We start from the raw sequence: 21,706 nt of genomic DNA, 5'->3' as shown, positions 1-21,706 counted from the left end.
CAGCCATGCAGGCACGGCAAAGTCGGAGAAAAAAGCCAGCCGGAAGAAATTGATAGGCAAAATGCAAGAAAAACTCGGGACAATATGTGAAAAGTGCAAGACTTTTTGTCTCTGCATTGAAAAACGCAGGAAGGCGTGATATATTAAAAACGCAACAAAGTGCAACAAAATGGATGGCGCTTTTGTCACTCTGTGGCAAACCAGGCGGGATAAGTAGAAAAAGAAAGGCATAGCGACAAACCATGACGATTCAGGAATGTTATAGACAGATGGGCGCAAATTATGAGGATGTGCTCAAGCGGCTTTACAACGAAGGCATGATCTGCAGATTTACGCTGATGTTTTTGAACGACGACAGCTATCCGAAACTGGAGCAGGCATTGAAGGAAGGAAATGTGAAGGAAGCATTCCGTGCGGCACACACGCTCAAGGGCGTGTGCCAAAACCTGGGCTTTACCAACCTGTATCAGCCCACCTACGATTTGACCGAGGTGCTGCGCACAGGCACACTGGAAGGTACCAAGGAGCTGTTTGACAGCGTGACCTGCCAGTACAAAATCACCATCAATGCGATCCGTGCGCTCCAGTAAGCTCCGCATTTGGCTCGATCTCCAAACGGCATCCTTCCTTATAAAAAGGCAGGATGCCGTTTTTTATTGCATTCTGCGCAGTTTTATGATATAATGCCGGACGAACTGAACAGAAAAACAGCAGGTGCCTTTTGCCGATGCACTGCACGGCGGAAAGGGTAAAAGGGAAGCGGGTGCAGATCCCGCACGATCTCGTCACTGTGATAAGGGAGTCCGCATCAGGGTGCTTTGCACCAGCCACTGGAGCTTTTGCTCTGGGAAGGAGATGACGGGCGGCGATCTTTCAGTCAGGAAACCTGCCTGCTGTTGGTACGGGGGTGCAAACCCCAGATCACGAGGAATTGGTTGTACCAAAAAGCCCTGAAACAACAGAGGTCTTTTTGTCATGCCATCCGCAGGACAGAAGGGCCTCTTCTTTCATCTTTCTTTCCTGTACCCTTTGTTTGGTTCAAACCGCAATTTATCCAGCAGGAAAGGACAAGAACAATGAGAAAGATCGAAACCAAAAAGCTGGCCGCAGCTGTTACGGCTCTGGCTCTGTGCGCCGGCGTGCTCACCGGCTGCGGCGGTGCTGCTTCCAGCACTGCATCCAGCACCGCTGCGTCTTCTGCTTCCAGCGAAGCGAGCAGCGAGGAGGCTGACGAAATGGCAGCAAAGAACGTGGCAGACCTGATCGATGCCATCTATGTGCAGGAGCGCAATGAGGATACCGATGCCCAGTGCGAAGCCGCCAAGGCTGCATGGGATGCCCTGACCGACACCCAGAAGGAACTGGTGGAAGGTGAGAATGCCGACCCCGACTACTTTGGCCGTGACACCGGCGATGCTTCCAAGGACGATGCCCGCAATCAGGACGACATTGGCGACAACGAGCTGCTGGTGGTCTCCTTCGGCACCTCCTTCAACGACAGCCGCGTGAAGGACATCAAGGGCATCGAGGATGCCCTGCAGGCCGCATACCCGGATTGGTCTGTGCGCCGCGCATTCACCGCACAGATCATCATCAACCATGTGCAGGCTCGTGACGGCGAAAAGATCGACAACATGCAGCAGGCCATGGACCGCGCTGTGGAAAACGGCGTGAAGAATCTGGTCGTCCAGCCCACCCACCTGATGCACGGTGCTGAGTACGACGAGATGATGGAAATGATCGACACCTACCGCGACAAGTTTGAATCTGTCGCTGTGGCTGAGCCCCTGCTGGGCGAGGTCGGTTCCGATGCCACCATCATCAATCAGGATAAGGAAGACGTTGCCAAGGCTGTCACCGCTGCTGCCGTGAAGGAAGCCGGCTACGACAGTCTGGATGCCGCTGCTGCGGACAAGGTCGCCTTTGTCTTTATGGGCCACGGCACCTCGCACACCGCAAAGGTGAGCTACAGCCAGATGCAGACCACTATGCAGACTCTGGGCTACGACAATGTGTTCATTGGCACCGTTGAGGGCAAGCCGGAAGAGACTGCCTGCGAGAACGTGATCGAGGCTGTTAAGGCTGCGGGCTACACCAAGGTCATTCTGCGCCCGCTGATGGTGGTTGCCGGCGATCACGCCAACAACGATATGGCCGGTGAGGATGCCGACTCCTGGCTGAGCCAGTTCAAGGCTTCCGGTGCTTTCGACAGCATCGACTGCCAGATCGCTGGTCTGGGTGAGATCGAGGATGTCCAGAAGCTGTATGTCGCCCACACCAAGGCGGCGATCGATTCTCTGAACGGTTGATCAAACGAACCCTCTCCGTCTCGCGGCCGCTTTGCGGCATCCGGTGGAGAGGGTTCATTTTTTATCTGAACAATGGTATAATAAAAGCTGATTTTTTATAATGTAGAGGTATTTCCTATGAAACGCGTTTTTTCCTGTGTTGTCGCTGCTTCTCTGGCACTGAGTCTGCTGGTGGGCTGCGGCGCTTCTTCCACGGCATCTTCTGCAGCTTCCAGTGCTGCTTCTTCCGAGGCGGCATCCTCTGTGGCTTCTTCTGCTGCTGAGACCGCCGCTTTGCCGGATGGTGTGTATACCGCCGTGTTTGACACCGACAGCAGCATGTTCCACGCCAACGAAGCCTGCGACGGCAAGGGCACCCTGACCGTGGAGAACGGCCAGATGACCTTCCATGTCAGCCTTGCTTCCACCCATATCGTCAACCTGTATCTGGGCAAGGCTTCCGATGCCGCCGACCACGAGGCCGACTGGCTGCAGCCCACCACAGATACCGTCACCTATTCCGACGGCACCTCGGAGGAGGTGTACGGCTTTGACATTCCGGTCACTGCTGTGGATACGGACTTTGACCTTGCCATTCTGGGCACCAAGGGCAAGTGGTACGACCATATCGTCAGCGTGCGTGATGCCGTGGAAAAGGCTGCGGAAGCCGAGACCCCGGCAGACGGCACCTACACCTGTGAGGTGACGCTGGAAGGCGGCTCCGGCCGTGCTACTGTAGAAAGCCCCGCCGCTTTGACCGTGGCTGACGGCAAAATGACTGCAACCATCGTGTGGAGCAGCCCCAATTATGATTATATGATCGTGGACGGCGAGAAGTATTTGCCCACCAACACCGAGGGAAATTCCACCTTTGAAATTCCGGTATCGGCGCTGGATACCGCACTGGATGTCACCGCCGACACCGTTGCCATGAGCACCCCCCACGAGATCGAGTATACGCTGACCTTTGATTCTGCAAGTCTGAAGGCTAACGATTGAGAATGCCCTCCGCTCACGCTCTGGGCATACTCAGCGGAAAATCAATTTTTTATTTCGCGTTTGTCGCGGCCCCGACGCTTGTCAGGGCAAAGCCCTTCCATCTGCTATCGCAGATCGCTCGCCTGCTTGAAAGACCCACTGGGGCTTTCATTGCTGCGCAACCGCAGGGCCGCTCCAAACGCCTTTTCACAAGAGGGGTCGGAACGACAAACGTCCGGATATTTGAATGAAAATCACTCGCAACCAATTTCTGAAACTGATCTCCGCTGCGGCGCTGACGCTGACCGGCTGCGGCAGCAAGGCTCAGCCTGCCAATATGGAAAGTCTTGTTTTCTCCCATCATTACAAGCTGGACTATGCACGGCAGTTCACAGCGGACTGCTATGAGGGCGGCTATACCATGCTGACCATCGCGGAGTCGGATGCACGGTTCCTTGTTGTGCCGGAAGATGCTGCGGAGGTGGACGGTCTGCCTGCTGATGTGACTGTGCTGCGCCAGCCGGTGGAGAATATTTATCTGGTCTCCACCTCGGTGATGGATCTGCTTTTGCATCTGGACGCACTGGACAGCGTGGCCTTTTCCGGCACCAAGGCCGAGGGCTGGTATCTGCCCGCGGTGCAGCAGGCCATGGAAGAGGGAAAAATCGCGTATGCAGGCAAGTACAGCGCCCCGGATTACGAGCAGATCCTGGCAGCGGGCTGCCGCCTTGCCATTGAGAATACCATGATCCTTCACACGCCGGAGGTAAAGGAGCAGCTGGAGCACTTTGGCATCCCGGTGCTGGTGGAGCGTTCCAGCTACGAGAGCGACCCGCTGGCCCGCATGGAGTGGATCAAGCTTTACGGCATCCTGCTGGGCAGGGAAGAACAGGCCGAGCAGGTGTTTTCCGCGCAGGAGACAGCCGTTCAGCCCATCCTCTCGCAGAAACCCACGGGAAAAAGCTGCGCCTTCTTCTCGCTGACCACCAACAACCTTGCCACTGTGCGCAAGGGCAGTGACTATGTGGCCCGCATGATCGAAATGGCGGGCGGCAGCTATGTCTTTGCGGACCTGACGGACAATGGCAACAGCCTCGCTACCATGAACCTGCCGCTTGAGGACTTCTATGCAGGTGCAAAGGATGCCGATGTGCTCATCTACAACAGCGCCATCGAGGGCATGATCGCATCGGTGAGCCAGCTGACCGAGCGTTTTCCGCTGCTGAACGAATTCAAAGCGGTGAAGGAAGGGCAGGTGTGGTGCACCACCCAGAGCCTGTTCCAGCAGAGCATGGAGCTGGCAGACCTGATCGTGGACATGAACCGGGTGTTTACCAAGGGCACACCTGCCGCCAGTACCCTGAAATTCCTCACCCATGTGGATTAAAGAAGGAAAATTTTACAGAAAGGAAAGCCTATGACCCGTACCAGACGCCTTGCAGCCGCCTATATTGCCCTTGCGGCAGCCGTGGCTGTGCTTTTTGCGCTGAACCTGTTCTGGGGCAGCGTATCCCTTGCACCGGGTTCGGTGCTGACGGCGCTGCTGGGCAAGGGCGGCGATGCGCTTGCGGGGAACATCATCCTGCAGCTGCGCCTGCCCCGCGCGGTCATGGCGGCGCTGCTGGGGGCAGCCCTCAGCGCAGCGGGATACCTTCTGCAGACCTTTTTTGCAAACCCCATTGCCGGGCCATTTGTTATGGGCGTTTCCAGCGGCGCAAAGCTGGCGGTGGCCCTGACCATGGTGGTGTTTCTGGACCGCGGGATGCTGACCAGCTCGGCCACGATGATCGCGGCTGCCTTTGCGGGTGCCATGGCTTCCATGGCCTTTGTGCTGGCGGTGGCCCGGCGGGTGCAGCGCATGAGCATTCTGGTCATCTGCGGTGTGATGATCGGCTATATCTGCTCCGCCATCACCGATATCGTGGTGGCCTTTGCGCAGGATTCCAACATCGTCAATCTGCACAACTGGTCGCAGGGCAGCTTTTCCGGCGTGACATGGGCCAATGTGCAGGCTGCGGCACTGGTGGTGCTGCCGGCGCTGGCGGCATCCTTTCTGCTTTCCAAGCCCATGGCCGCCTACCAGATGGGCGAAGCATATGCCCGCAGCGTGGGCGTGAATGTCAAGCCTTTCTCGGCAGCGCTGGTGCTGCTTTCCAGCCTGCTGGCGGCCTGTGTCACCGCCTTTGCGGGGCCAATCTCCTTTGTAGGCATCGCGGTGCCGCACCTTGTCAAGCAGCTGCTGGGCAGCGCAAAGCCGCTGTATGTGCTGCCGGGGTGCTGCTTGGGCGGTGCGGCTTTCTGCCTGTTCTGCGACCTGCTGGCCCGCAGTCTGTTCGCGCCCACGGAGCTGTCCATCAGCTCGGTCACGGCCGTGTTCGGCGCGCCGGTGGTCATCTGGCTGCTGGTGCGGCGCAATTCAGAGCGGGAGGGCGCATGATGAACGAAAAAGCACTTTGCACTGCGCGGGAGCTTGCCATCGGCTATGGCAAGACACCGCTGCTCTCGGATATTTGCCTCGGGGTGCAGCCGGGGCAGATCCTGACCTTGATCGGGCCGAACGGCGCAGGAAAATCCACCCTGCTCAAAACGCTGGCGGGCCAGCTGGCCCCCATGGGCGGCACGGTGCTGCTGGAAGGCAGAAACCTTGCCGATTACACCGGTACCCAGCGGGCGCAGAAGCTGGCCCTCATGGCCCCGCACAGCCGCCGGATGGAGCTGACCACCTGCTTTGACTTTGTTTCGGCGGGGCGCTATCCCTACACCGGACGGCTGGGCATTTTGTCTGCCGAGGACAGGCAGCAGGTGCACAGAGCTTTGGAGCTGGTGGGCGCAGCACACCTTGCAGACCGGGATTTTAACCGCATCAGCGACGGCCAGCGCCAGCGCATCCTGCTGGCCCGGGCACTGTGCCAGCAGCCGGAAGTGATCCTGCTGGACGAGCCGACTTCTTTTCTGGATATCAAGGGCAAAATTGAACTGCTCACCATCCTCGGAACGCTTGCACACACCCAAAAGCTGGCGGTGATCCTGAGCCTGCACGAGCTGGAGCTGGCCGAAAAAATAGCGGATACGGTGGTGTGTGTTTCGCCCGGCGGTGTTTCTGGCGTGCTGACCCCGGAACAGGCGTTTCAGCCGGAGAACATCCGCGCCCTGTACGGCCTGACCGAACAGCAGTACACGGCTCTGTTCGGCACACCGGAGCCGGAAGCCGAAAAGGCACCCGCCGGAAAACCTCAGTTTGAGCATTACGTCCGCAGCGGGCAGAAGTTGCTGCGCTGCGGCTATACCACCGGCACCTGTGCCGCGCTGGGGGCTGCAGGGGCGGCGCGTCTGCTGCTGACCGGCCGCGAACCGGAAACGGTGGCTCTGCGCACGCCCAAGGGCATTGTGGTGGAGGTGGCTCCCCTCTGGTGCCGCAGCACGGACACAGGTGCCGCATGTGCCATCCGCAAGGACGGCGGCGACGATGTGGATGTGACCACGGGCCTGCCGGTGATTGCATCGGTGGTGCTGGAACCGGATGCCCCCGGCGTGCGCATCTTTGGCGGCGAGGGGGTGGGCCGGGTGACGAAGCCCGGCCTTGACCAGCCCGTAGGGGAAGCCGCCATCAACCATGTGCCCCGCCGGATGATTGCCGAAGCGCTGGAACGGGAAGCTGAAAATGCTGCCTACACCGGCGGCTTTGCGGTGACCATCTCTGTGGAAGGCGGTGCCGAGACGGCAAAGCGCACCTTCAACCCGCACATCGGGGTGGAGGGCGGGCTTTCCATTCTGGGCACCAGCGGCATCGTGGAACCCATGAGCCAGCAGGCCATTCTGGATACCATCCAGCTGGAAATGAATCAGGCCGCACTGCGCGCAAAAAATGCCCCCGGCCCCCGGCGGCTGGTGCTGGCCCCCGGTAACTACGGGCTGGATTATCTGGCCAGCGCTCTGCCGCAGTTCGAGCGGTTCCCGGTGGTCAAGACCTCCAACTTCATCGGGGATACGCTGGATATGGCTGCCACGGCCAAATTTGAGGAAGTGCTTCTGGTAGGCCATGTGGGCAAGCTCTGCAAGCTGGCGGCAGGGGTCATGAACACCCACTCCCACACGGCGGATGGCCGCGCTGAAGTGTTTTGCGCCCATGCGGCGCTGTGCGGTGCCGCGCATGAGGTGTGCGCCGCCCTGATGGATGCCGCCACCACCGATGCCTGCCTTGACATTCTGGACGGCGCGCAGTTGCGTGCACCGGTGCTGGAAAGCATCCTTGCCGCCATCCAGATGCATCTGGACCGACGGGCAGGCGGGGCCTTCCGGGTGGGCGCGGTGCTGTTCTCCAACCAGCACGGCCCGCTGGGCGAGACAAAAACGGCAAAGGAGCTGATGCAGGAATGGCAGAACTGAAAGGTACATTTTACGGTGTCAGCGTCGGCCCCGGCGACCCGGAGCTGATGACGCTGCAGGCTGTGCGGCTCATCCGGCAGTGCCCGGTGCTGGCCGCGCCGCAGACTGCTTCCGGCCAGATGCTGGCGCTGGACATCGCCCGCAGTGCGCTGGGAGAAGCGCTGGACGGCAAGACCATCGTCCCGCTGTACTTTGCCATGAGCCGTGACCCGGCCGCGCTGGCGGCTTCGCACGAAAAAGCCGCCGCCGCGGTGCGGCAGTATCTGGATGCCGGGCAGGATGTTGCCATGCTGAACATCGGTGATGTTTCCATCTATGCCACCTTTGGTTACCTGCAGGAGATCTTGCAGGCCGGGGGTTATGCCACCGCCATGGCGGCAGGCGTGCCCAGCTTTTGTGCAGCGGCGGCGCGGCTGAATGTGCCGCTGACCGGCGGCATGGATACGCCGCTTACCATTGCGCCCGGCGGCTGGACAGACCGCGTGCTGGAAATGCCCGGCACCAAGGTATTGATGAAAGCCGGCAGGCAATTGCCTGTCTTATTGGATACCCTGCAGCAGGCAGATAAGCTGAAAAAAAGCGCACTTGTGTGCAACTGCGGTCTGCCGGACGAGCGGGTCTACCCGGATCTTTCCCTTGAGCGGCCGCAGGAACAGGCCGGTTATTTTGCCACCGTTTTGGTAAAGGAGTAACGTTATGGTACATTTTGTTGGTGCAGGCCCCGGCGCACCGGACCTCATCACCCGGCGGGGCGCGGCCCTGCTTCAGAAAGCCGACTGCATCATCTATGCGGGCAGTCTGGTGAACCCGGCCCTGCTGGGCCTTGCAAAGGCAGATTGCGCCATTTATAACAGCGCTGAAATGACGCTGGAGCAGGTGCTGGATGTGATGCGGCAGATGGAAGCTGCGGGTAAGATCACCGTGCGCCTGCACACCGGCGACCCCTGCCTTTACGGTGCCATCCGGGAGCAGATGGACGTGCTGGACGCCGAGGGCATTCCCTACGATGATACCCCCGGTGTGTCCAGCTTCTGCGGTGCAGCGGCGGCACTGAATGCAGAGTACACGCTGCCCACCGTGAGCCAGACCGTCATCATCACCCGCATGGAGGGCCGCACCCCGGTGCCGGAAAAAGAAAAGCTGGCAAGCCTTGCCGCCCACGGGGCAACGATGGTCATTTTCCTATCCATCGGCCTTGTGGACAAAGTACAGCAGGCGCTTCTGGCAGGCGGTGCCTATACGCCGGATACCCCGGCAGCGGTGGTGTATAAGGCCACATGGCCGGAAGAAAAAACGGTGCGCTGCACCGTAGGTACGCTGGCGGAAAGCGTTCATGCAGCGGGCATCACCAAAACGGCGCTCATCGTGGCAGGCGGCTTTCTGGGCCGGAACTATGAGCGCAGCAAGCTCTACGACCCGGCCTTTACCACCGAGTTCCGCAAGGGGACAGACCAGTGACCCGCGCCTATCTGGCCTTTACGGCAAAGGGCCTTGCACTGGCCCAAAAACTGGCGGCGGCATATCCCGGCAGTGTGACCCGCTGCGGCCATGAAGCCGGGCAGGTGCACCTTGCCGATTGGACGGCCCGCCAGTTTGCCGGGAGCGATGCCCTTGTTTTTGTAGGTGCTGTGGGCATTGCGGTGCGGGCCATTGCGCCCCACTGCCAAAGCAAGGCGCAGGACCCTGCCGTTGTGGTGCTGGACGAGTGCGGCCGCTTTGCCGTGCCCATCCTCTCAGGCCACCTGGGCGGTGCCAACGACCTTGCCCGGGCGCTTGCCGCTGTGTGCGGTGCGGTGCCGGTGATCACCACAGCCACCGACGCAAACGGTGTGTTTGCGGTGGACGAGTGGGCAAAGCACCAGAACTGCACCGTGCTGGAGCCGGAGCGCATCAAGCTTGTCAGCGGTGCACTGCTGGCGGGCAAAACGGTGCAGTTTGCATCCGACTGGCCCATTGCGGGTGCACCGCCTGATGGGATCACGGCGGGAGATGCCCCGGACTTTGCCCTCACCCTCTGCCCGGCGGGGGATGCGCTGCATCTGGTGCCGCGCATCGGCGTGCTGGGCGTGGGCTGCAAACGCGGCACCAGCGCCGAAACGCTGGCCGAAGCCTTTGCAGCTTTCTGTGCCCAGAACCGCCTTGCGCCGCAATGCATCACGGCGGCGGCAAGCATCGACTTAAAACAAAACGAGGCGGGCCTGCTGACCTTCTGTAAGAGCCACAGCTGGCCGGTGCAGTTTTTCACAGCGGAACAGCTGCGTGCCGCCCCCGGCAGCTTTACGCCTTCGGCCTTTGTGCAGAGCGTTACCGGCGTGGACAATGTCTGTGAACGGTCGGCAGTGCTGGCCGCAGGCGGGACACTCGTTTTTCACAAATATGCCCATACCGGCGTGACCTTTGCACTGGCCGTGCGGCCCTATGCCCCGGACTGGAGGTGGCAGAATGTTTGACCCGATGGAATTTGAGATCGACGAACCGGAAAAGGTAGTCTACGTGGTGGGCATTGGCCCCGGAGATGTTTACTACCTGACGCAGGAAGCCCAGAACGTTCTGGAACACGCAGATGCCATCTGCGGCTATAAACTTTATCTTGATCTGATCGAGCCGGAGTTCCCATGTGAGGAATATTATTCCACCGGCATGACCAAGGAGATCGACCGCTGCCGCTGGGCGCTGGAAAAGGCGGATACCGGCAGGCGCGTGGTGATGGTGTGCAGCGGCGACGCAGGCGTTTACGGCATGGCCAGCCCTGTGCTGGAACTGGCGCAGGATTACCCGGACGTTGCCGTAGAAGTGGTGCCCGGCCTTACGGCCGCCCTCAGCGGCGGGGCTGTGCTGGGCGCGCCGCTGGCCCACGATTTCTGCGTGATCTCCCTTTCCGACCGGCTTACCCCGTGGGAGGTCATCGAAAAGCGGCTGGCCTGCGCAGCGCAGGGAGATTTCTGTGTTGCACTCTATAATCCTTCCTCCAAGGGCAGGCCGGACTACCTGCAAAAGGCAGTGCGCATCCTGCGCGCAAACGGCAAGGCGGATGATACCGTCTGCGGCCTTGTGCGCAACATTGGCCGCGAGGGCCAGAGCGCCCGGGTGCTGACGCTGGCCGAGCTGGAAAACACGCCGGTGGATATGTTCACCACCGTGTATATCGGCAACAGCAATACCCGCGCCCTTTCGGGCCGGATGGTCACGCCGCGGGGGTACCGTAAGTGAAGGCGGTCGTGTTCAGCGGCACCACCGAGGGCCGTCGCTTTTCCAAAAAGCTGGCAGAGCTTGGCGTTGCGGTAACGGTGTGCGTGGCAACGCCGCTGGGGGCCGAGGAGCAGGGCGAAATGGCGGGCATCACGGTGCACGCCGGGCGGCTGCAGCCGGATGCCATGGCGGCATTGCTGGCGGGAGCTGATCTCTGCGTGGATGCCACCCACCCTTATGCAGTGGATGCCACCAGGAATATCCGCGCTGCAGCGGTGCAGGCGGGCGTGGAATACCGCCGCCTGCTGCGTGCGCAAAGCCCCTTGCCGCCCGGCTGTGCGGTGTTTGAAACAGCAGCGCAGGCTGCAGAATATCTGGCCGGGACAGAGGGCAATATCCTGCTTGCCACCGGTGCCAAGGAGCTGGCTGTGTTTGCCGGGCTGGAACCGGCGCGGCTTTACCCGCGCGTCCTGCCCACGCCGGAGGGCATTGCCGCCTGTGAAGCAGCCAATGTCCCGCACCGGAACATCATTGCCATGCAGGGACCGTTCAGTCTGGCGCTGAATAAGGCGTTGATAACACAGTTCCAGATCCGGTACCTCGTCACCAAGGACGGCGGCGCAGCGGGCGGCTTTGCCGAGAAGGTGCAGGCCGCTGCCGATACCGGCGCACAGCTGGTGGTGCTGCGCCGCCCGCCGGAAACTGGCGAGACGGAAACACAAATTTTAGCGTATTGCAAGGAGATTTTGCAATGGTCACACTGATCGGCATGGGCAGCGGAAAATGGGAAGCCCTTTCGGCGCAGGCACAGCAGGCTGTGCGCAGCGCGGGCCTTGTGTTCGGTGCAAAGCGGCTGCTGGCGGGCCTGCCTGCAGACTGCACGGCCCGGCAGTTCGCGCTCTACCAGCCCGCTGACATTCTGGAAACGCTGGCACAAAACCCTGGGCAGGATGCTGCCGTGCTTTACAGCGGCGATACCGGATTTTACTCCGGTGCGTCCGGTCTGCTCACGCCGCTGCGGGTGCTGGGCATCCCCGCGCGGGTGTATCCGGGCGTTTCCAGCATCCAGCTGCTTTCAGCGGCGCTGGGCCGACCGTGGCAGGACTGGAAGCTGGTCTCGGCCCATGGCTGCGCCTGCGACCCGGTGGCCGAGTGCATGATGAACCGTTCGGTGTTCTTCCTCACCGGCGGCACTGAAACGCCCGCCTCTCTGTGCCAGAAGCTGACCGATGCCGGTATGGGCGAAGCCCACGGCGTGGTGGGCGAAAACCTTGGCACCGAGGCGGAAGCCATCCGCTACGGCTCTGCTGCAGAGCTGGCGGGGCAGAGCTTTGCACCACTCAGCGTGCTTCTGGTGGAAAACTTTGATCTGCCGCAGCTGCGTGCGCCGGGCTTCCCGGACGAAAGCTTCATCCGGAGCGAGGTGCCCATGACCAAGCAGGAGGTGCGCGCTGCTGCGCTGGCAAAGCTGGCGGTAATGCCCACCGACACTCTGTGGGATGTGGGTGCAGGCACCGGCAGTGTGAGCGTGGAGCTTGCGCTGGCGGCACCCAAAGGCCGCGTTTACGCCGTGGAGTGTGAACCGGATGCCTGTGAACTGATCCGTAAAAACCGGGCAAAGTTCCATGCTTGCAACCTCATCCTCATCGAGGGCCGCGCACCGGATGTGCTGGCAGACCTGCCTGCGCCGGATGCCGTGTTCATCGGCGGCACCAAAGGCGGCATGGAAGCCGTGCTGGATGAAGTGCTCGGCAAGAATCCGAACGCACGCATCTGCATTTCGGCCATTGCGCTGGAAACGCTGGGCGCTGCCATTGCCGCCCTCACGGCCCGGGGCCTGACCGCAGAGGTAACGCAGATCGCCGTCAGCCGCACAAAACCGGCGGGCCGACTGCACCTGCTCATGGCCAATAACCCCATCTTCCTCATTACGGGTACACGCAAATGATGCAATTCCTCATCGCAGCGCCTTCTTCCGGCAGCGGCAAGACCACTGTTGCCTGTGCAGTGCTGGCGGCGCTGAAAAAGCGCGGGGCCGACCCCTGTGCGTTCAAAAGCGGGCCGGACTACATCGACCCCATGTTCCACCGCTCGGCTCTGCAGGTGGACAGTCACAATCTGGATCTGTTTCTTTCCAACAGGGATATGGTGCGGGCCATTTTTGCCCGCTATGCCGCCGGGCATGGTGCCGCCGTGTGCGAGGGCGCTATGGGCTTTTATGATGGTCAGGGCCTGACCACCCGTGCCAGCGCTTGGGAACTGGCGGATACGCTGGGCCTGCCGGTGCTGCTGGTGGTGCAGCCCGGAGGGGCCAGCGTGACGCTGGCCGCGCAAATTCAGGGCCTTATGAACTTCCGCAAAAACAGCCATGTTTCGGGCATCCTGCTCAATGATTGTTCCGAAAAGCTGTATAAAATGCTCAAGGCCCTGCTGGAAAGGGAGACCGGCCTGCCGGTGCTGGGCTATCTGCCCCATTTGCCGCAGGCAGCGGTAGAAAGCCGACACCTCGGCCTGAAGACTGCAGATGAAATTGCCGACCTGCAGGAAAAGATCGCTCTGCTGGCCGATGCACTGGTGCTGGATTGGCAGCGCCTTGCCGTGCTGACCGAAAAGCCTGCGCCGGAAGCTTTGCCGGGAGCAGCTGCACCCACATCCGTCCGCATTGCGGTGGCAAAGGACGAGGCGTTCTGCTTTACCTATGCCGAAACGCTGGACGCACTGCGGGATGCCGGGGCGGAGCTTGTGCTTTTCAGCCCGGTGCAGGATGCGGTTTTGCCGGAAAATATAGGCGGGCTGTATCTGCCCGGCGGCTACCCGGAGCTGTACGCCAAAACTCTGAGTGAAAACAAAACCATGCTGGCTTCCATCCGGCAGGCCGTGCAGGCGGGCCTGCCCACAGCGGCCGAATGCGGCGGCTTTTTGTATCTGGGCCGGAGCCTTGAGGATGCCGACGGTAAGGCGTGGCCCATGGCAGACGTTCTGCCGGGCGATGGCATCCGGGTGGGAAGGCTGGTGCGCTTTGGCTATGCCGAAATGACCGCCAAGGCAGACAGTATGCTCTTCTGCGCCGGAGAAACGCTGCCCATCCACGAATTCCACCACTGGGATTCCACCGCAAACGGCACTGCATTTACGGCCCGTAAAAACGAGAAAATGCAGTGGGAATGCGGCTTTGCAAACGAGAATTTCTATGCGGGCTTCCCGCATTTATACTGGGCGGGCACGCCCCTGCCGGGCCGCTTTGTGCGCGCGGCAGAACGATACAGCAAAACAAAAGGATGACCAAAATGACCGAAACGGAACTGAATGCACTTTTGGCGGGTATCACCCCTGCCAACGAAGCTGCCCGCGCGGCGGCACACGCCCACTGGGCCAGCCTTGCAAAGCCTCTGGGCGGGTTGGGCCGGCTGGAGACCATGCTGGAGGATGCCGCCGCCCTTACCGGCAGTGCGGAGCTTGATCTCTCCCGCCGGGTGGTGGTGGTGCTCTGCGCGGATAACGGCGTGGTGGCGCAGGGCGTGAGCCAGACCGGGCAGGAAGTGACCCGTGCCGTGGCCGAAAACCTTGCCATGCGGCGCACCAGCGTGTGCCAGATGGCCCGCACGGCCCACTGCGATGTTCTGCCCGTGGATATGGGCATGGCAGGCGAACCGGTGCCCGGCGTGCGCAGCTGCCGCATTGCCGCAGGCACGGCGGATTTTACCAAAGGCCCTGCCATGAGCCGGGCTGAGGCGGTGCAGGCCGTTGGGGAGGGCATTGCCCTTGCCCGGGAACTGGCAGAGGATGGCTACAGGCTCATTGCCACCGGTGAAATGGGCATTGGCAATACCACCACCTCCAGCGCGGTGGCGGCAGTGCTGCTGGGCCAGCCCGTGGAGCTTATGACCGGGCGCGGTGCGGGCCTCTCGGACGAAGGGCTTGCCCGCAAGGTGGATGCCATCTGCCGCGGCATCCTGAAGAATGAGCCGGATCCGGAGGACCCGCTGGATGTGCTTTCCAAGCTGGGCGGCTTTGACATCGCGGGCCTGTGCGGCATCTTTCTGGGCGGGGCGCTGGCCGGGGTGCCGGTGCTGGCAGATGGTTTTATCAGCGGGGTGGCCGCGCTGTGCGCCGTGCGGCTGTGCCCGGCGGCGGCAAAGGCTGTGTTTGCAAGCCACTGCTCGGCAGAGCCTGCCGCGCGCATCGTGCTGGAAGCACTGGGCAAGGCACCCATCATTACGGCGGGGCTGCATCTGGGCGAGGGCACCGGCGCGGTGGCCAGCATCCCGCTGTGGGATATGGCGCTGGCCGTATACGGCGGGTGCTACTCCTTTGCGGAGGGCGGCATTGCGCCGTATACGCCCCAATGTTGACGCTGGTTCTGGGCGGTGCGGCCAGCGGCAAAAGTGAATATGCCGAGAGCCTTGTGCTCAGGACCACTGGCCCCCGCTACTATCTTGCCACCATGCAGGTGTGGGATGCCGAGTGTGCCGCCCGGGTAGAAAAGCACCGCAAAATGCGGGCCGCAAAGCAGTTTGTGACGGTAGAGTGTCCCTTGCATCTGGACAATGTGCGCCTGCCTGCGCGGGGCACCGCCTTGCTGGAAGACCTTGGCAACCTTGCCGCCAACGAGCTGTACGACCCGGCGGGAGCAGGGGAAAACGCGGCCAAAGCCATCCTGCACGGGCTGGAAAGCCTTGCAGCCCAGTGCGAAAACCTCATCGTTGTTTCCAACGAGGTGTTCAGCGGCGGGGCCGACTATGCCGGTGACACAGGCCGCTATCTGCTGGCACTGGCGCAGGTAAACAATGCTTTTGCCGCCCGGGCAGATGCGGTGGTGCGGGTGGTATGCGGCATCCCTGTGTACTATAAAGGAGTGGAAAAATGATCGTTTTGCAGACCATTGCGGTGGCCTTTGCCATGTTTTCAGCCATCCCGGTGCCGCAGTTCGACTGGAACGAAAAGAATATGCGTTATGCCATGTGCGCCTTCCCGCTCATCGGTGCGGTGATTGGGGCGGCATGGTGCGTGTGCGGCGCGATGCCCCTGCCGGGCCTTGCCAAGGCGGCGGGCTTTGCGCTGATCCCGGTATGGATCACCGGCGGCATCCATCTGGACGGCTATGCCGACACCTGCGATGCCCTTTCCAGCTACGGCGACCGAGAAAAGAAGCTGGAAATATTAAAAGACCCCCACTGCGGTGCCTTTGCGGTCATCCGACTGTGCAGCTATTTTCTGGCCTATTTTGCCCTGTGCACCTGTGTGAGTTTTACACCCCGCGTGGGTGTGCTGTGGGTTCTGGCACTGGTGCTGGAACGGGCGCTTTCGGGCCTTGCGGTGGCATCGTTCCCCATGGCAAAAAACACCGGTCTTGCACACACCTTTGCCACTGCAGCAGACAAAACTGTGGTGCGCCGGGTGCTGGCGGTGCTGGCCGCAGTGCTGTGCGTGGGCATGGCGGCGCTGGGCGGCTGGGCGCTGGTGCTGGCAGCGCTGGCGGTGCTCTGGCGCTACCATGCCGTGAGTTGGAAGCAGTTCGGCGGCATCACCGGCGACCTTGCCGGGTGGTTTTTGCAAAAGGCCGAGCTCTGGATGCTGGCGGCGCTGTGTGCCTGCCAGTGGGGAGGGCTGCTATGATCTTTATTACCGGGCCGCTCTACAGCGGCAAGCGCACCTTTGCGCAAACACTTCCCGGCAAGCGTCTTTCGGACGTGCAGGTATTGGCTGCCGATGCCGCCGACCTGCCTGCCTTGGCAGACAAGCTTGCCCATGAATACGATATCCTCATCGCCACCGAGGTAGGCGGCGGTGTTGTGCCGATGGATGTCAAACAGCGCGCAGACCGCGAGGCGGCGGGCAGGCTTGCCTGCCTGCTGGCCGCACGGGCAGAGTGCGTGGTGCAGATGTTCTGCGGCATCCCCACGGTTTTGAAAGGAGAATTGTCTCAATGCTGATCTATCTTCTGCGTCATGGCCAGACGGAATACAACGCCCAGAAGCGTTATCAGGGCCAGCGCGATATCCCGCTCTCACCCGAAGGCGCTGCTCAGCTGCGCCGGGCAGATTTTGACCCCGATGTGGTCTATGTTTCCACCTTGCAGCGCACCAGCCAGACGGCGCGCATCCTGTTCCCGGAGGCAAAGCTTGTGCCGGTGGACGGCCTGAAAGAGATGTGCTTTGGCAGCTTTGAGGGCCGCAATTTCATCGAGATGGAAAAGGACCCCGAGTATCAGGCATGGGTGAAGGCCAACTGCGAAAGCCCCTGCCCGGACGGAGAGCGCAAGACAGATTTTTCAGACCGCATCTGCCGCACCGTGGCAGAGCTGATCGATAAAGCTCTTGCCGCAGGCGAAGAGCGGCTGGTCATTCTGGCCCACGGCGGCACCCAGATGGCCGCCATGGAGCGGTTTGCCGTCCCCCACAGGGACTATTACGCATGGTGCGGGCCCAACGCGGGCGGCTTTGTGCTGGATGCAAAGGACTGGACGGAAAAGCATCTGCTGTATCTCGTGAAGACCGTCCAGTACACAAAGGAGAGCAAGGCATGATCCTTCAGGCAGTTGTCGGCGGTTTTGTGCTGGACGCGCTCTTCGGCGACCCGGCGTGGCTGCCGCACCCGGTGGTGCTCATGGGCAGATGCATCTCCCGGCTGGAAAAATTCCTGCGCGCCCGCCTGCCCGGCACCCCGCAGGGCGAGCTGCTGGGCGGTGCCGTGACGGCGTTCTGCCTGCCGGTGGGCACCTTTCTGGTCACGAGCCTTGTGTGTCTGGCGGCGGCAAAGCTCAGCCCGTGGCTGGGCCTTGCCGTACAGATGTTCTGGTGCGGGCAGGCGCTGGCAGCCAAGGGCCTTGCGCAGGAGAGCACAAATGTGTATAACGAGCTGGTCCGGAACGACCTGCCCGCTGCCCGCAAAGCCGTGAGCCGCATCGTGGGCCGCGACACCCAGGACCTGACCGCCGAGGGCGTGACCAAGGCCGCGGTGGAAACGGTGGCCGAAAATGCCAGCGACGGCGTCATTGCGCCGCTGCTGTATATGCTCATCGGCGGGGCACCGCTGGCGCTGACCTACAAGGCTATCAATACCATGGACAGCATGCTGGGCTACAAAAACGAGAAGTATCTTTACTTTGGCCGCGCAGCCGCGAAGCTGGACGACCTTTCCAACTACATCCCCAGCCGCATTGCCGCCCTTTTGTGGGTGGCCGCTGCGGCCTTTACCGGCAACGATGCCAAGGGCGCATGGCGCATCTGGCGGCGGGACCGGCGCAACCACGCCAGCCCCAACAGCGCCCAGACCGAAAGCGCCTGCGCCGGTGCACTGGGCGTGCAGCTGGCCGGCCCGGCTTACTATTTTGGCGAATATTACCCCAAGCCTACCATCGGTGATGCCCTGCGCCCCATTGAACCGCAGGACATCCTGCGCGCCAACCGCATGATGTATGTGGCAAGCGGCTTTGCGCTGGCATGGGGTGCAGCAATACGGGGGTTCCTTGCATGAAACAATTGACCCATGGCGGCGACTGGGCGGGCTACCGCGCCGAGTTTGGCCGCGACCCGCTGGATTTTTCGGCCAATGTCAGCCCGCTGGGCCTGCCGGAAGGGGTGGCAAAGGCCATTACGGCAGCGCTTGCCACGGCAGACCGCTACCCCGACCCGCTGTGCCGGGCCCTGCTTGAAAAACTGGCGGTGGCTGAGGGAGTGCCCGCCGAATGGCTGCTGTGCGGCAACGGCGCGGCAGACCTCATCTTCCGGCTGGCGCTGGCTGCAAAGCCCCGTACCGCCCTTGTGACGGCACCCACCTTCGCCGAGTACGCCACCGCCCTTGAAACGGCAGGCTGCACGGTGGAACGGCATTTTTTGCGGGAAGAAAACGATTTTGCGGTGACGAAAGATCTCCTGAACGCGGTGCACCCGGGTACAAATATGGTATTCCTCTGTCAGCCCAACAACCCCACCGGCCAGCTGGCAGAGCCTGCCCTTGTGGAAGCGCTGCTGCGCAGATGCGAAGCCGTGGGTGCGGTGCTGGCCGTGGACGAATGCTTTCTGGATTTTCTGCCGGAGGGCGAAGGCCTTTCGGCAAAGCATCTGCTGAAAAACAGCAAAAAACTGATTATTTTAAAAGCCTTCACCAAGCTTTACGGCATGGCAGGCGTGCGTCTGGGCTATTGCCTGTGCTCTGATACAGAGCTGCTTGCCCGGATGCAGGCAGCGGGCCAGCCGTGGGCGGTTTCCAGTCTGGCACAGGCGGCGGGCATTGCTGCGCTGGACGAGACGGAATATGTGGCGAAGGTGCGTGCATTGATCGAAGCACAGCGGCCTGTGCTGGCAGACGGCCTGCGGGCGCTGGGCCTGCGGGTGATCGAGGGCCGGGCTAACTATCTGCTGTTCCGCGCGCCGGAAGCGCTGGGCGAAGCGCTGCGCCGCAAGGGTGCAGTACTGCGCAGCTGCGGCAATTATCCGGGCCTTGATGCCAGCTGGTACCGCACCGCCGTGCGCACAGAAAACGAGAACCGGCAGCTGCTTGTACTGCTGGCCGAAACCCTGCCGGAGGTGGCACAATGAGCAAGGCAAAATGCATTATGGTGCAGGGCACCATGAGCGGTGCGGGCAAAAGCCTGCTGTGCGCGGCGCTGTGCCGCATCTTTGCGCAGGATGGCTACCGCGTGGCCCCTTTCAAAAGCCAGAACATGGCCCTGAACAGCTTCGTCACCCGCAACGGTGCAGAGATGGGCCGTGCGCAGGTGGTGCAGGCACAGGCTGCAGGCGTGGAGCCGGATGTGCGCATGAACCCCATCCTGCTCAAGCCCAGCAGCGATGTGGGCAGTCAGGTGATCGTGAACGGCAAGGCCCGGGGCCAGATGTCTGCCGCCGATTATTTCAGGATGAAGCGCAGCCTTATCCCGGACATTCTGGAAGCCTACAACAGCCTTGCCGCCGAGAACGACATTATCGTGATCGAAGGCGCGGGCAGCCCGGCGGAGATCAACCTGAAAGCCGACGATATCGTCAACATGGGCCTTGCAAAGCTGGTGGATGCGCCGGTGCTGCTGGCGGGCGATATCGACCGGGGCGGCGTATTCGCCCAGCTGTACGGCACTGTGGAGCTGCTGGAAGCCGACGAGCGTGCCCGCATCAGGGGCCTGATCATCAACAAGTTCCGGGGCGATGTGGAGATCCTGCGGCCCGGCCTTGCCATGCTGGAAGAAAAAACACACCTGCCCGTGCTGGGCGTAGTGCCGTACCTGCGGGTGGAGATCGAGGACGAGGATTCTCTCTCCGACCGGCTGGATACAAAAGCTGCGGTCAAGCCGCTGGATATCGCCATCCTGCGCCTGCCGCATGTATCCAACTTCACCGACTTTATCCCGCTGGAACAGCACCCGCTGCTGGGCGTGCGGTATGTGCAGCGCACCCGCCAGCTGGGTGCACCGGATCTCGTCATCCTGCCCGGCACCAAGAACACCATGGACGACCTGCGCTGGCTGCGGGAAAGCGGACTGGAAGCGGCGGTGCTCAGGCTTTCGGCAGCCGGTACGCCGGTGCTGGGCGTGTGCGGCGGCTATCAGATGCTGGGCGAACAGCTCTGCGACCCGGCAGGGGAGGAGAGCGGTACCCCCTGCACCCTGCGGGGCCTTGGCCTGCTGCCCACCACGACGGTGTTCGGCACCGAAAAGCACCTGACCCAGACCGCAGCCTGTGTGACCACAGAACCCTTTGCAGGCGCAAAGCTGACGGGCTACGAGATCCACGCAGGCCGCACCGAGGTGCGGGGCAGTGCGTTCTGCATCCTTGCAGACGGCACGCCGGAGGGCTGTGTGCAGGACGGTGTATTCGGTACCTACCTGCACGGCCTGTTCGACACCGGCGAACTGACCGAAAAACTGACCGCATTTTTGTGCAAACGGAAGGGCATCGATCCGGCCGGGGCCGAGCTTATCCCCATGGAGCAGTACCGTCAGCAGCAGTTTGATCTGCTTGCCGATGGTGTGCGTGCGGCACTGGATATGCCCGCCATCTATGCCGCTATGGGAATGCAAAAAGGAGACAACACATGACACCGCAGCATCATCTGCCCGCCGACATTGAACGGACGAGCATCTCCATTATCACAAGGGAATTGGACGAGCTGGGCCTGACCCCGCCGCCGGAGACGGCTGCGGTGGTCAAGCGGGTCATCCACACCACCGCGGATTTCGACTATGCCAAAAATCTGCGCTTTACACCCGGCGCGGTGGAAGCCGCAGTCAAGGCCCTGCACGCGGGTGCTTTCATCGTTACCGACACCAATATGGCGCTGGCGGGCATCACAAAGCCGGGCCTGAAAAAACTGAACGGTGAAGCCATCTGCTACATGGCAGACCCCGCTGTGGCCGAAGCCGCAAAGCAGGCGGGCACCACCCGTGCCGTTGCCGCCATGCACCGCGCTGCCCGGGAGCACCCGGGGGCCATTCTGGCCATTGGCAATGCGCCCACGGCCCTTTTGACCATTGCGGAGGAAATGGAAGCCGGTCTGCGGCCTGCACTGGTCATTGGCGTGCCGGTGGGGTTTGTGAATGTGGTGGAAAGCAAGGAAGTACTGTTTGCCGCCTGCGAGCGATACGGCGTGCCTGCCATCGCCGCCATGGGCCGCAAGGGCGGCAGCAATGTGGCTGCAGCCATCTGCAACGCCCTCATTTACTCTGCCGCCGAAATGCTGGACCCCTCTGCCAGAGGGTGGAACGGATAAGGCGGAAACAGCATAACATCAAAAACCCGGAACCCTTTTTGAGCCGTTTTGGCCGAGAAAAGGTTCCGGGTTTTGTTCATGATTTTTTCAGAGAGCTATTTTGCAACAGCCCCATTTTCACGGAAAAGGTCCGAACCGAGCACGGCATCCACACTGCCGGC

At 61.5% G+C, this 21,706-nt stretch carries 22 protein-coding genes and 1 riboswitch; all 22 genes read left to right on the top strand.

Features of this window, described 5'->3' with window-relative positions; genetic code table 11:
* The first annotated feature begins 269 nt into the window (after positions 1-269).
* A complete protein-coding gene (locus ACGHP1_RS12730; protein ID WP_338428051.1) occupies positions 270-590 on the top strand; it encodes an Hpt domain-containing protein in 321 nt (106 codons plus the stop codon).
* A 105-nt stretch (positions 591-695) separates the two neighbouring features.
* Positions 696-909: riboswitch (cobalamin riboswitch) on the top strand.
* A 167-nt stretch (positions 910-1,076) separates the two neighbouring features.
* Complete coding sequence (locus tag ACGHP1_RS12725) at positions 1,077-2,309, top strand: sirohydrochlorin cobaltochelatase (RefSeq protein ID WP_097776334.1); 1,233 nt, start codon at positions 1,077-1,079, stop codon at positions 2,307-2,309.
* Positions 2,310-2,426: 117 nt separating this feature from the next.
* A complete protein-coding gene (locus tag ACGHP1_RS12720) occupies positions 2,427-3,287 on the top strand; it encodes an iron transporter (protein ID WP_390509561.1) in 861 nt (286 codons plus the stop codon).
* A gap of 226 nt (positions 3,288-3,513) precedes the next feature.
* Positions 3,514-4,653, top strand: a complete 1,140-nt coding sequence (locus ACGHP1_RS12715) for an ABC transporter substrate-binding protein (protein WP_390509559.1) — start codon at positions 3,514-3,516, stop codon at positions 4,651-4,653.
* A gap of 30 nt (positions 4,654-4,683) precedes the next feature.
* Positions 4,684-5,703 (top strand): FecCD family ABC transporter permease, encoded by a 1,020-nt coding sequence (locus tag ACGHP1_RS12710; RefSeq protein ID WP_390509558.1) that lies wholly within the window; start codon positions 4,684-4,686, stop codon positions 5,701-5,703.
* The gene (cbiD, locus tag ACGHP1_RS12705; RefSeq protein ID WP_390509556.1) at positions 5,700-7,652 is read left to right on the top strand and encodes a cobalt-precorrin-5B (C(1))-methyltransferase CbiD; all 1,953 of its coding nucleotides are present in this window, start codon (positions 5,700-5,702) and stop codon (positions 7,650-7,652) included. Before ACGHP1_RS12710 ends, cbiD begins: the two co-directional genes overlap by 4 nt.
* Positions 7,640-8,344: a precorrin-2 C(20)-methyltransferase gene (cobI, locus tag ACGHP1_RS12700; RefSeq protein ID WP_097781487.1), complete on the top strand. Its 705-nt coding sequence runs from the start codon at positions 7,640-7,642 to the stop codon at positions 8,342-8,344. Before cbiD ends, cobI begins: the two co-directional genes overlap by 13 nt.
* A gap of 4 nt (positions 8,345-8,348) precedes the next feature.
* Complete coding sequence (gene cobM, locus ACGHP1_RS12695) at positions 8,349-9,110, top strand: precorrin-4 C(11)-methyltransferase (RefSeq protein WP_097775026.1); 762 nt, start codon at positions 8,349-8,351, stop codon at positions 9,108-9,110.
* A complete protein-coding gene (locus tag ACGHP1_RS12690; protein ID WP_390509555.1) occupies positions 9,107-10,102 on the top strand; it encodes a cobalt-precorrin 5A hydrolase in 996 nt (331 codons plus the stop codon). The genes cobM and ACGHP1_RS12690 overlap by 4 nt, the downstream gene beginning before the upstream one ends.
* Positions 10,095-10,862 carry a precorrin-3B C(17)-methyltransferase gene (cobJ, locus tag ACGHP1_RS12685; protein WP_390509554.1) on the top strand — a complete coding sequence of 256 codons (768 nt, stop codon included), beginning with the start codon at positions 10,095-10,097 and terminating at the stop codon, positions 10,860-10,862. The genes ACGHP1_RS12690 and cobJ overlap by 8 nt, the downstream gene beginning before the upstream one ends.
* Entirely contained in the window at positions 10,859-11,605 is a 747-nt protein-coding gene (gene cobK / locus ACGHP1_RS12680; RefSeq protein WP_097781490.1) for a precorrin-6A reductase, read from the top strand. Before cobJ ends, cobK begins: the two co-directional genes overlap by 4 nt.
* Entirely contained in the window at positions 11,593-12,789 is a 1,197-nt protein-coding gene (cbiE, locus tag ACGHP1_RS12675) for a precorrin-6y C5,15-methyltransferase (decarboxylating) subunit CbiE (RefSeq protein WP_154256021.1), read from the top strand. Before cobK ends, cbiE begins: the two co-directional genes overlap by 13 nt.
* Positions 12,786-14,123 carry a cobyrinate a,c-diamide synthase gene (locus tag ACGHP1_RS12670; RefSeq protein WP_390509553.1) on the top strand — a complete coding sequence of 446 codons (1,338 nt, stop codon included), beginning with the start codon at positions 12,786-12,788 and terminating at the stop codon, positions 14,121-14,123. Before cbiE ends, ACGHP1_RS12670 begins: the two co-directional genes overlap by 4 nt.
* A 5-nt stretch (positions 14,124-14,128) precedes the next feature.
* On the top strand, positions 14,129-15,193 hold the full coding sequence (cobT, locus tag ACGHP1_RS12665; protein WP_207698402.1) for a nicotinate-nucleotide--dimethylbenzimidazole phosphoribosyltransferase: 1,065 nt from the start codon (positions 14,129-14,131) through the stop codon (positions 15,191-15,193).
* Complete coding sequence (locus tag ACGHP1_RS12660; protein WP_390509552.1) at positions 15,187-15,708, top strand: bifunctional adenosylcobinamide kinase/adenosylcobinamide-phosphate guanylyltransferase; 522 nt, start codon at positions 15,187-15,189, stop codon at positions 15,706-15,708. The genes cobT and ACGHP1_RS12660 overlap by 7 nt, the downstream gene beginning before the upstream one ends.
* Entirely contained in the window at positions 15,705-16,457 is a 753-nt protein-coding gene (locus tag ACGHP1_RS12655) for an adenosylcobinamide-GDP ribazoletransferase (RefSeq protein ID WP_390509550.1), read from the top strand. Before ACGHP1_RS12660 ends, ACGHP1_RS12655 begins: the two co-directional genes overlap by 4 nt.
* Positions 16,454-16,774: a bifunctional adenosylcobinamide kinase/adenosylcobinamide-phosphate guanylyltransferase gene (locus tag ACGHP1_RS12650; protein WP_005943245.1), complete on the top strand. Its 321-nt coding sequence runs from the start codon at positions 16,454-16,456 to the stop codon at positions 16,772-16,774. The genes ACGHP1_RS12655 and ACGHP1_RS12650 overlap by 4 nt, the downstream gene beginning before the upstream one ends.
* A complete protein-coding gene (locus ACGHP1_RS12645; RefSeq protein ID WP_207698399.1) occupies positions 16,768-17,367 on the top strand; it encodes a histidine phosphatase family protein in 600 nt (199 codons plus the stop codon). Before ACGHP1_RS12650 ends, ACGHP1_RS12645 begins: the two co-directional genes overlap by 7 nt.
* Positions 17,364-18,317 (top strand): adenosylcobinamide-phosphate synthase CbiB, encoded by a 954-nt coding sequence (gene cbiB / locus ACGHP1_RS12640; RefSeq protein ID WP_390509548.1) that lies wholly within the window; start codon positions 17,364-17,366, stop codon positions 18,315-18,317. The genes ACGHP1_RS12645 and cbiB overlap by 4 nt, the downstream gene beginning before the upstream one ends.
* Positions 18,314-19,381 (top strand): threonine-phosphate decarboxylase, encoded by a 1,068-nt coding sequence (locus ACGHP1_RS12635; RefSeq protein WP_332376614.1) that lies wholly within the window; start codon positions 18,314-18,316, stop codon positions 19,379-19,381. The genes cbiB and ACGHP1_RS12635 overlap by 4 nt, the downstream gene beginning before the upstream one ends.
* The gene (locus tag ACGHP1_RS12630) at positions 19,378-20,874 is read left to right on the top strand and encodes a cobyric acid synthase (protein WP_390509547.1); all 1,497 of its coding nucleotides are present in this window, start codon (positions 19,378-19,380) and stop codon (positions 20,872-20,874) included. The genes ACGHP1_RS12635 and ACGHP1_RS12630 overlap by 4 nt, the downstream gene beginning before the upstream one ends.
* Positions 20,871-21,545 carry a precorrin-8X methylmutase gene (locus ACGHP1_RS12625; protein WP_097781499.1) on the top strand — a complete coding sequence of 225 codons (675 nt, stop codon included), beginning with the start codon at positions 20,871-20,873 and terminating at the stop codon, positions 21,543-21,545. The genes ACGHP1_RS12630 and ACGHP1_RS12625 overlap by 4 nt, the downstream gene beginning before the upstream one ends.
* Positions 21,546-21,706: the final 161 nt, after the last annotated feature.

The sequence above is a fragment of the Faecalibacterium sp. i21-0019-B1 genome (assembly GCF_042852915.1).
Classification (GTDB): Bacteria; Bacillota; Clostridia; order Oscillospirales; family Ruminococcaceae; genus Faecalibacterium; species Faecalibacterium taiwanense.
The sequence above is the reverse complement of the archived record's forward strand: the minus strand, read 5'-3'. Positions and strand labels throughout refer to the sequence as shown.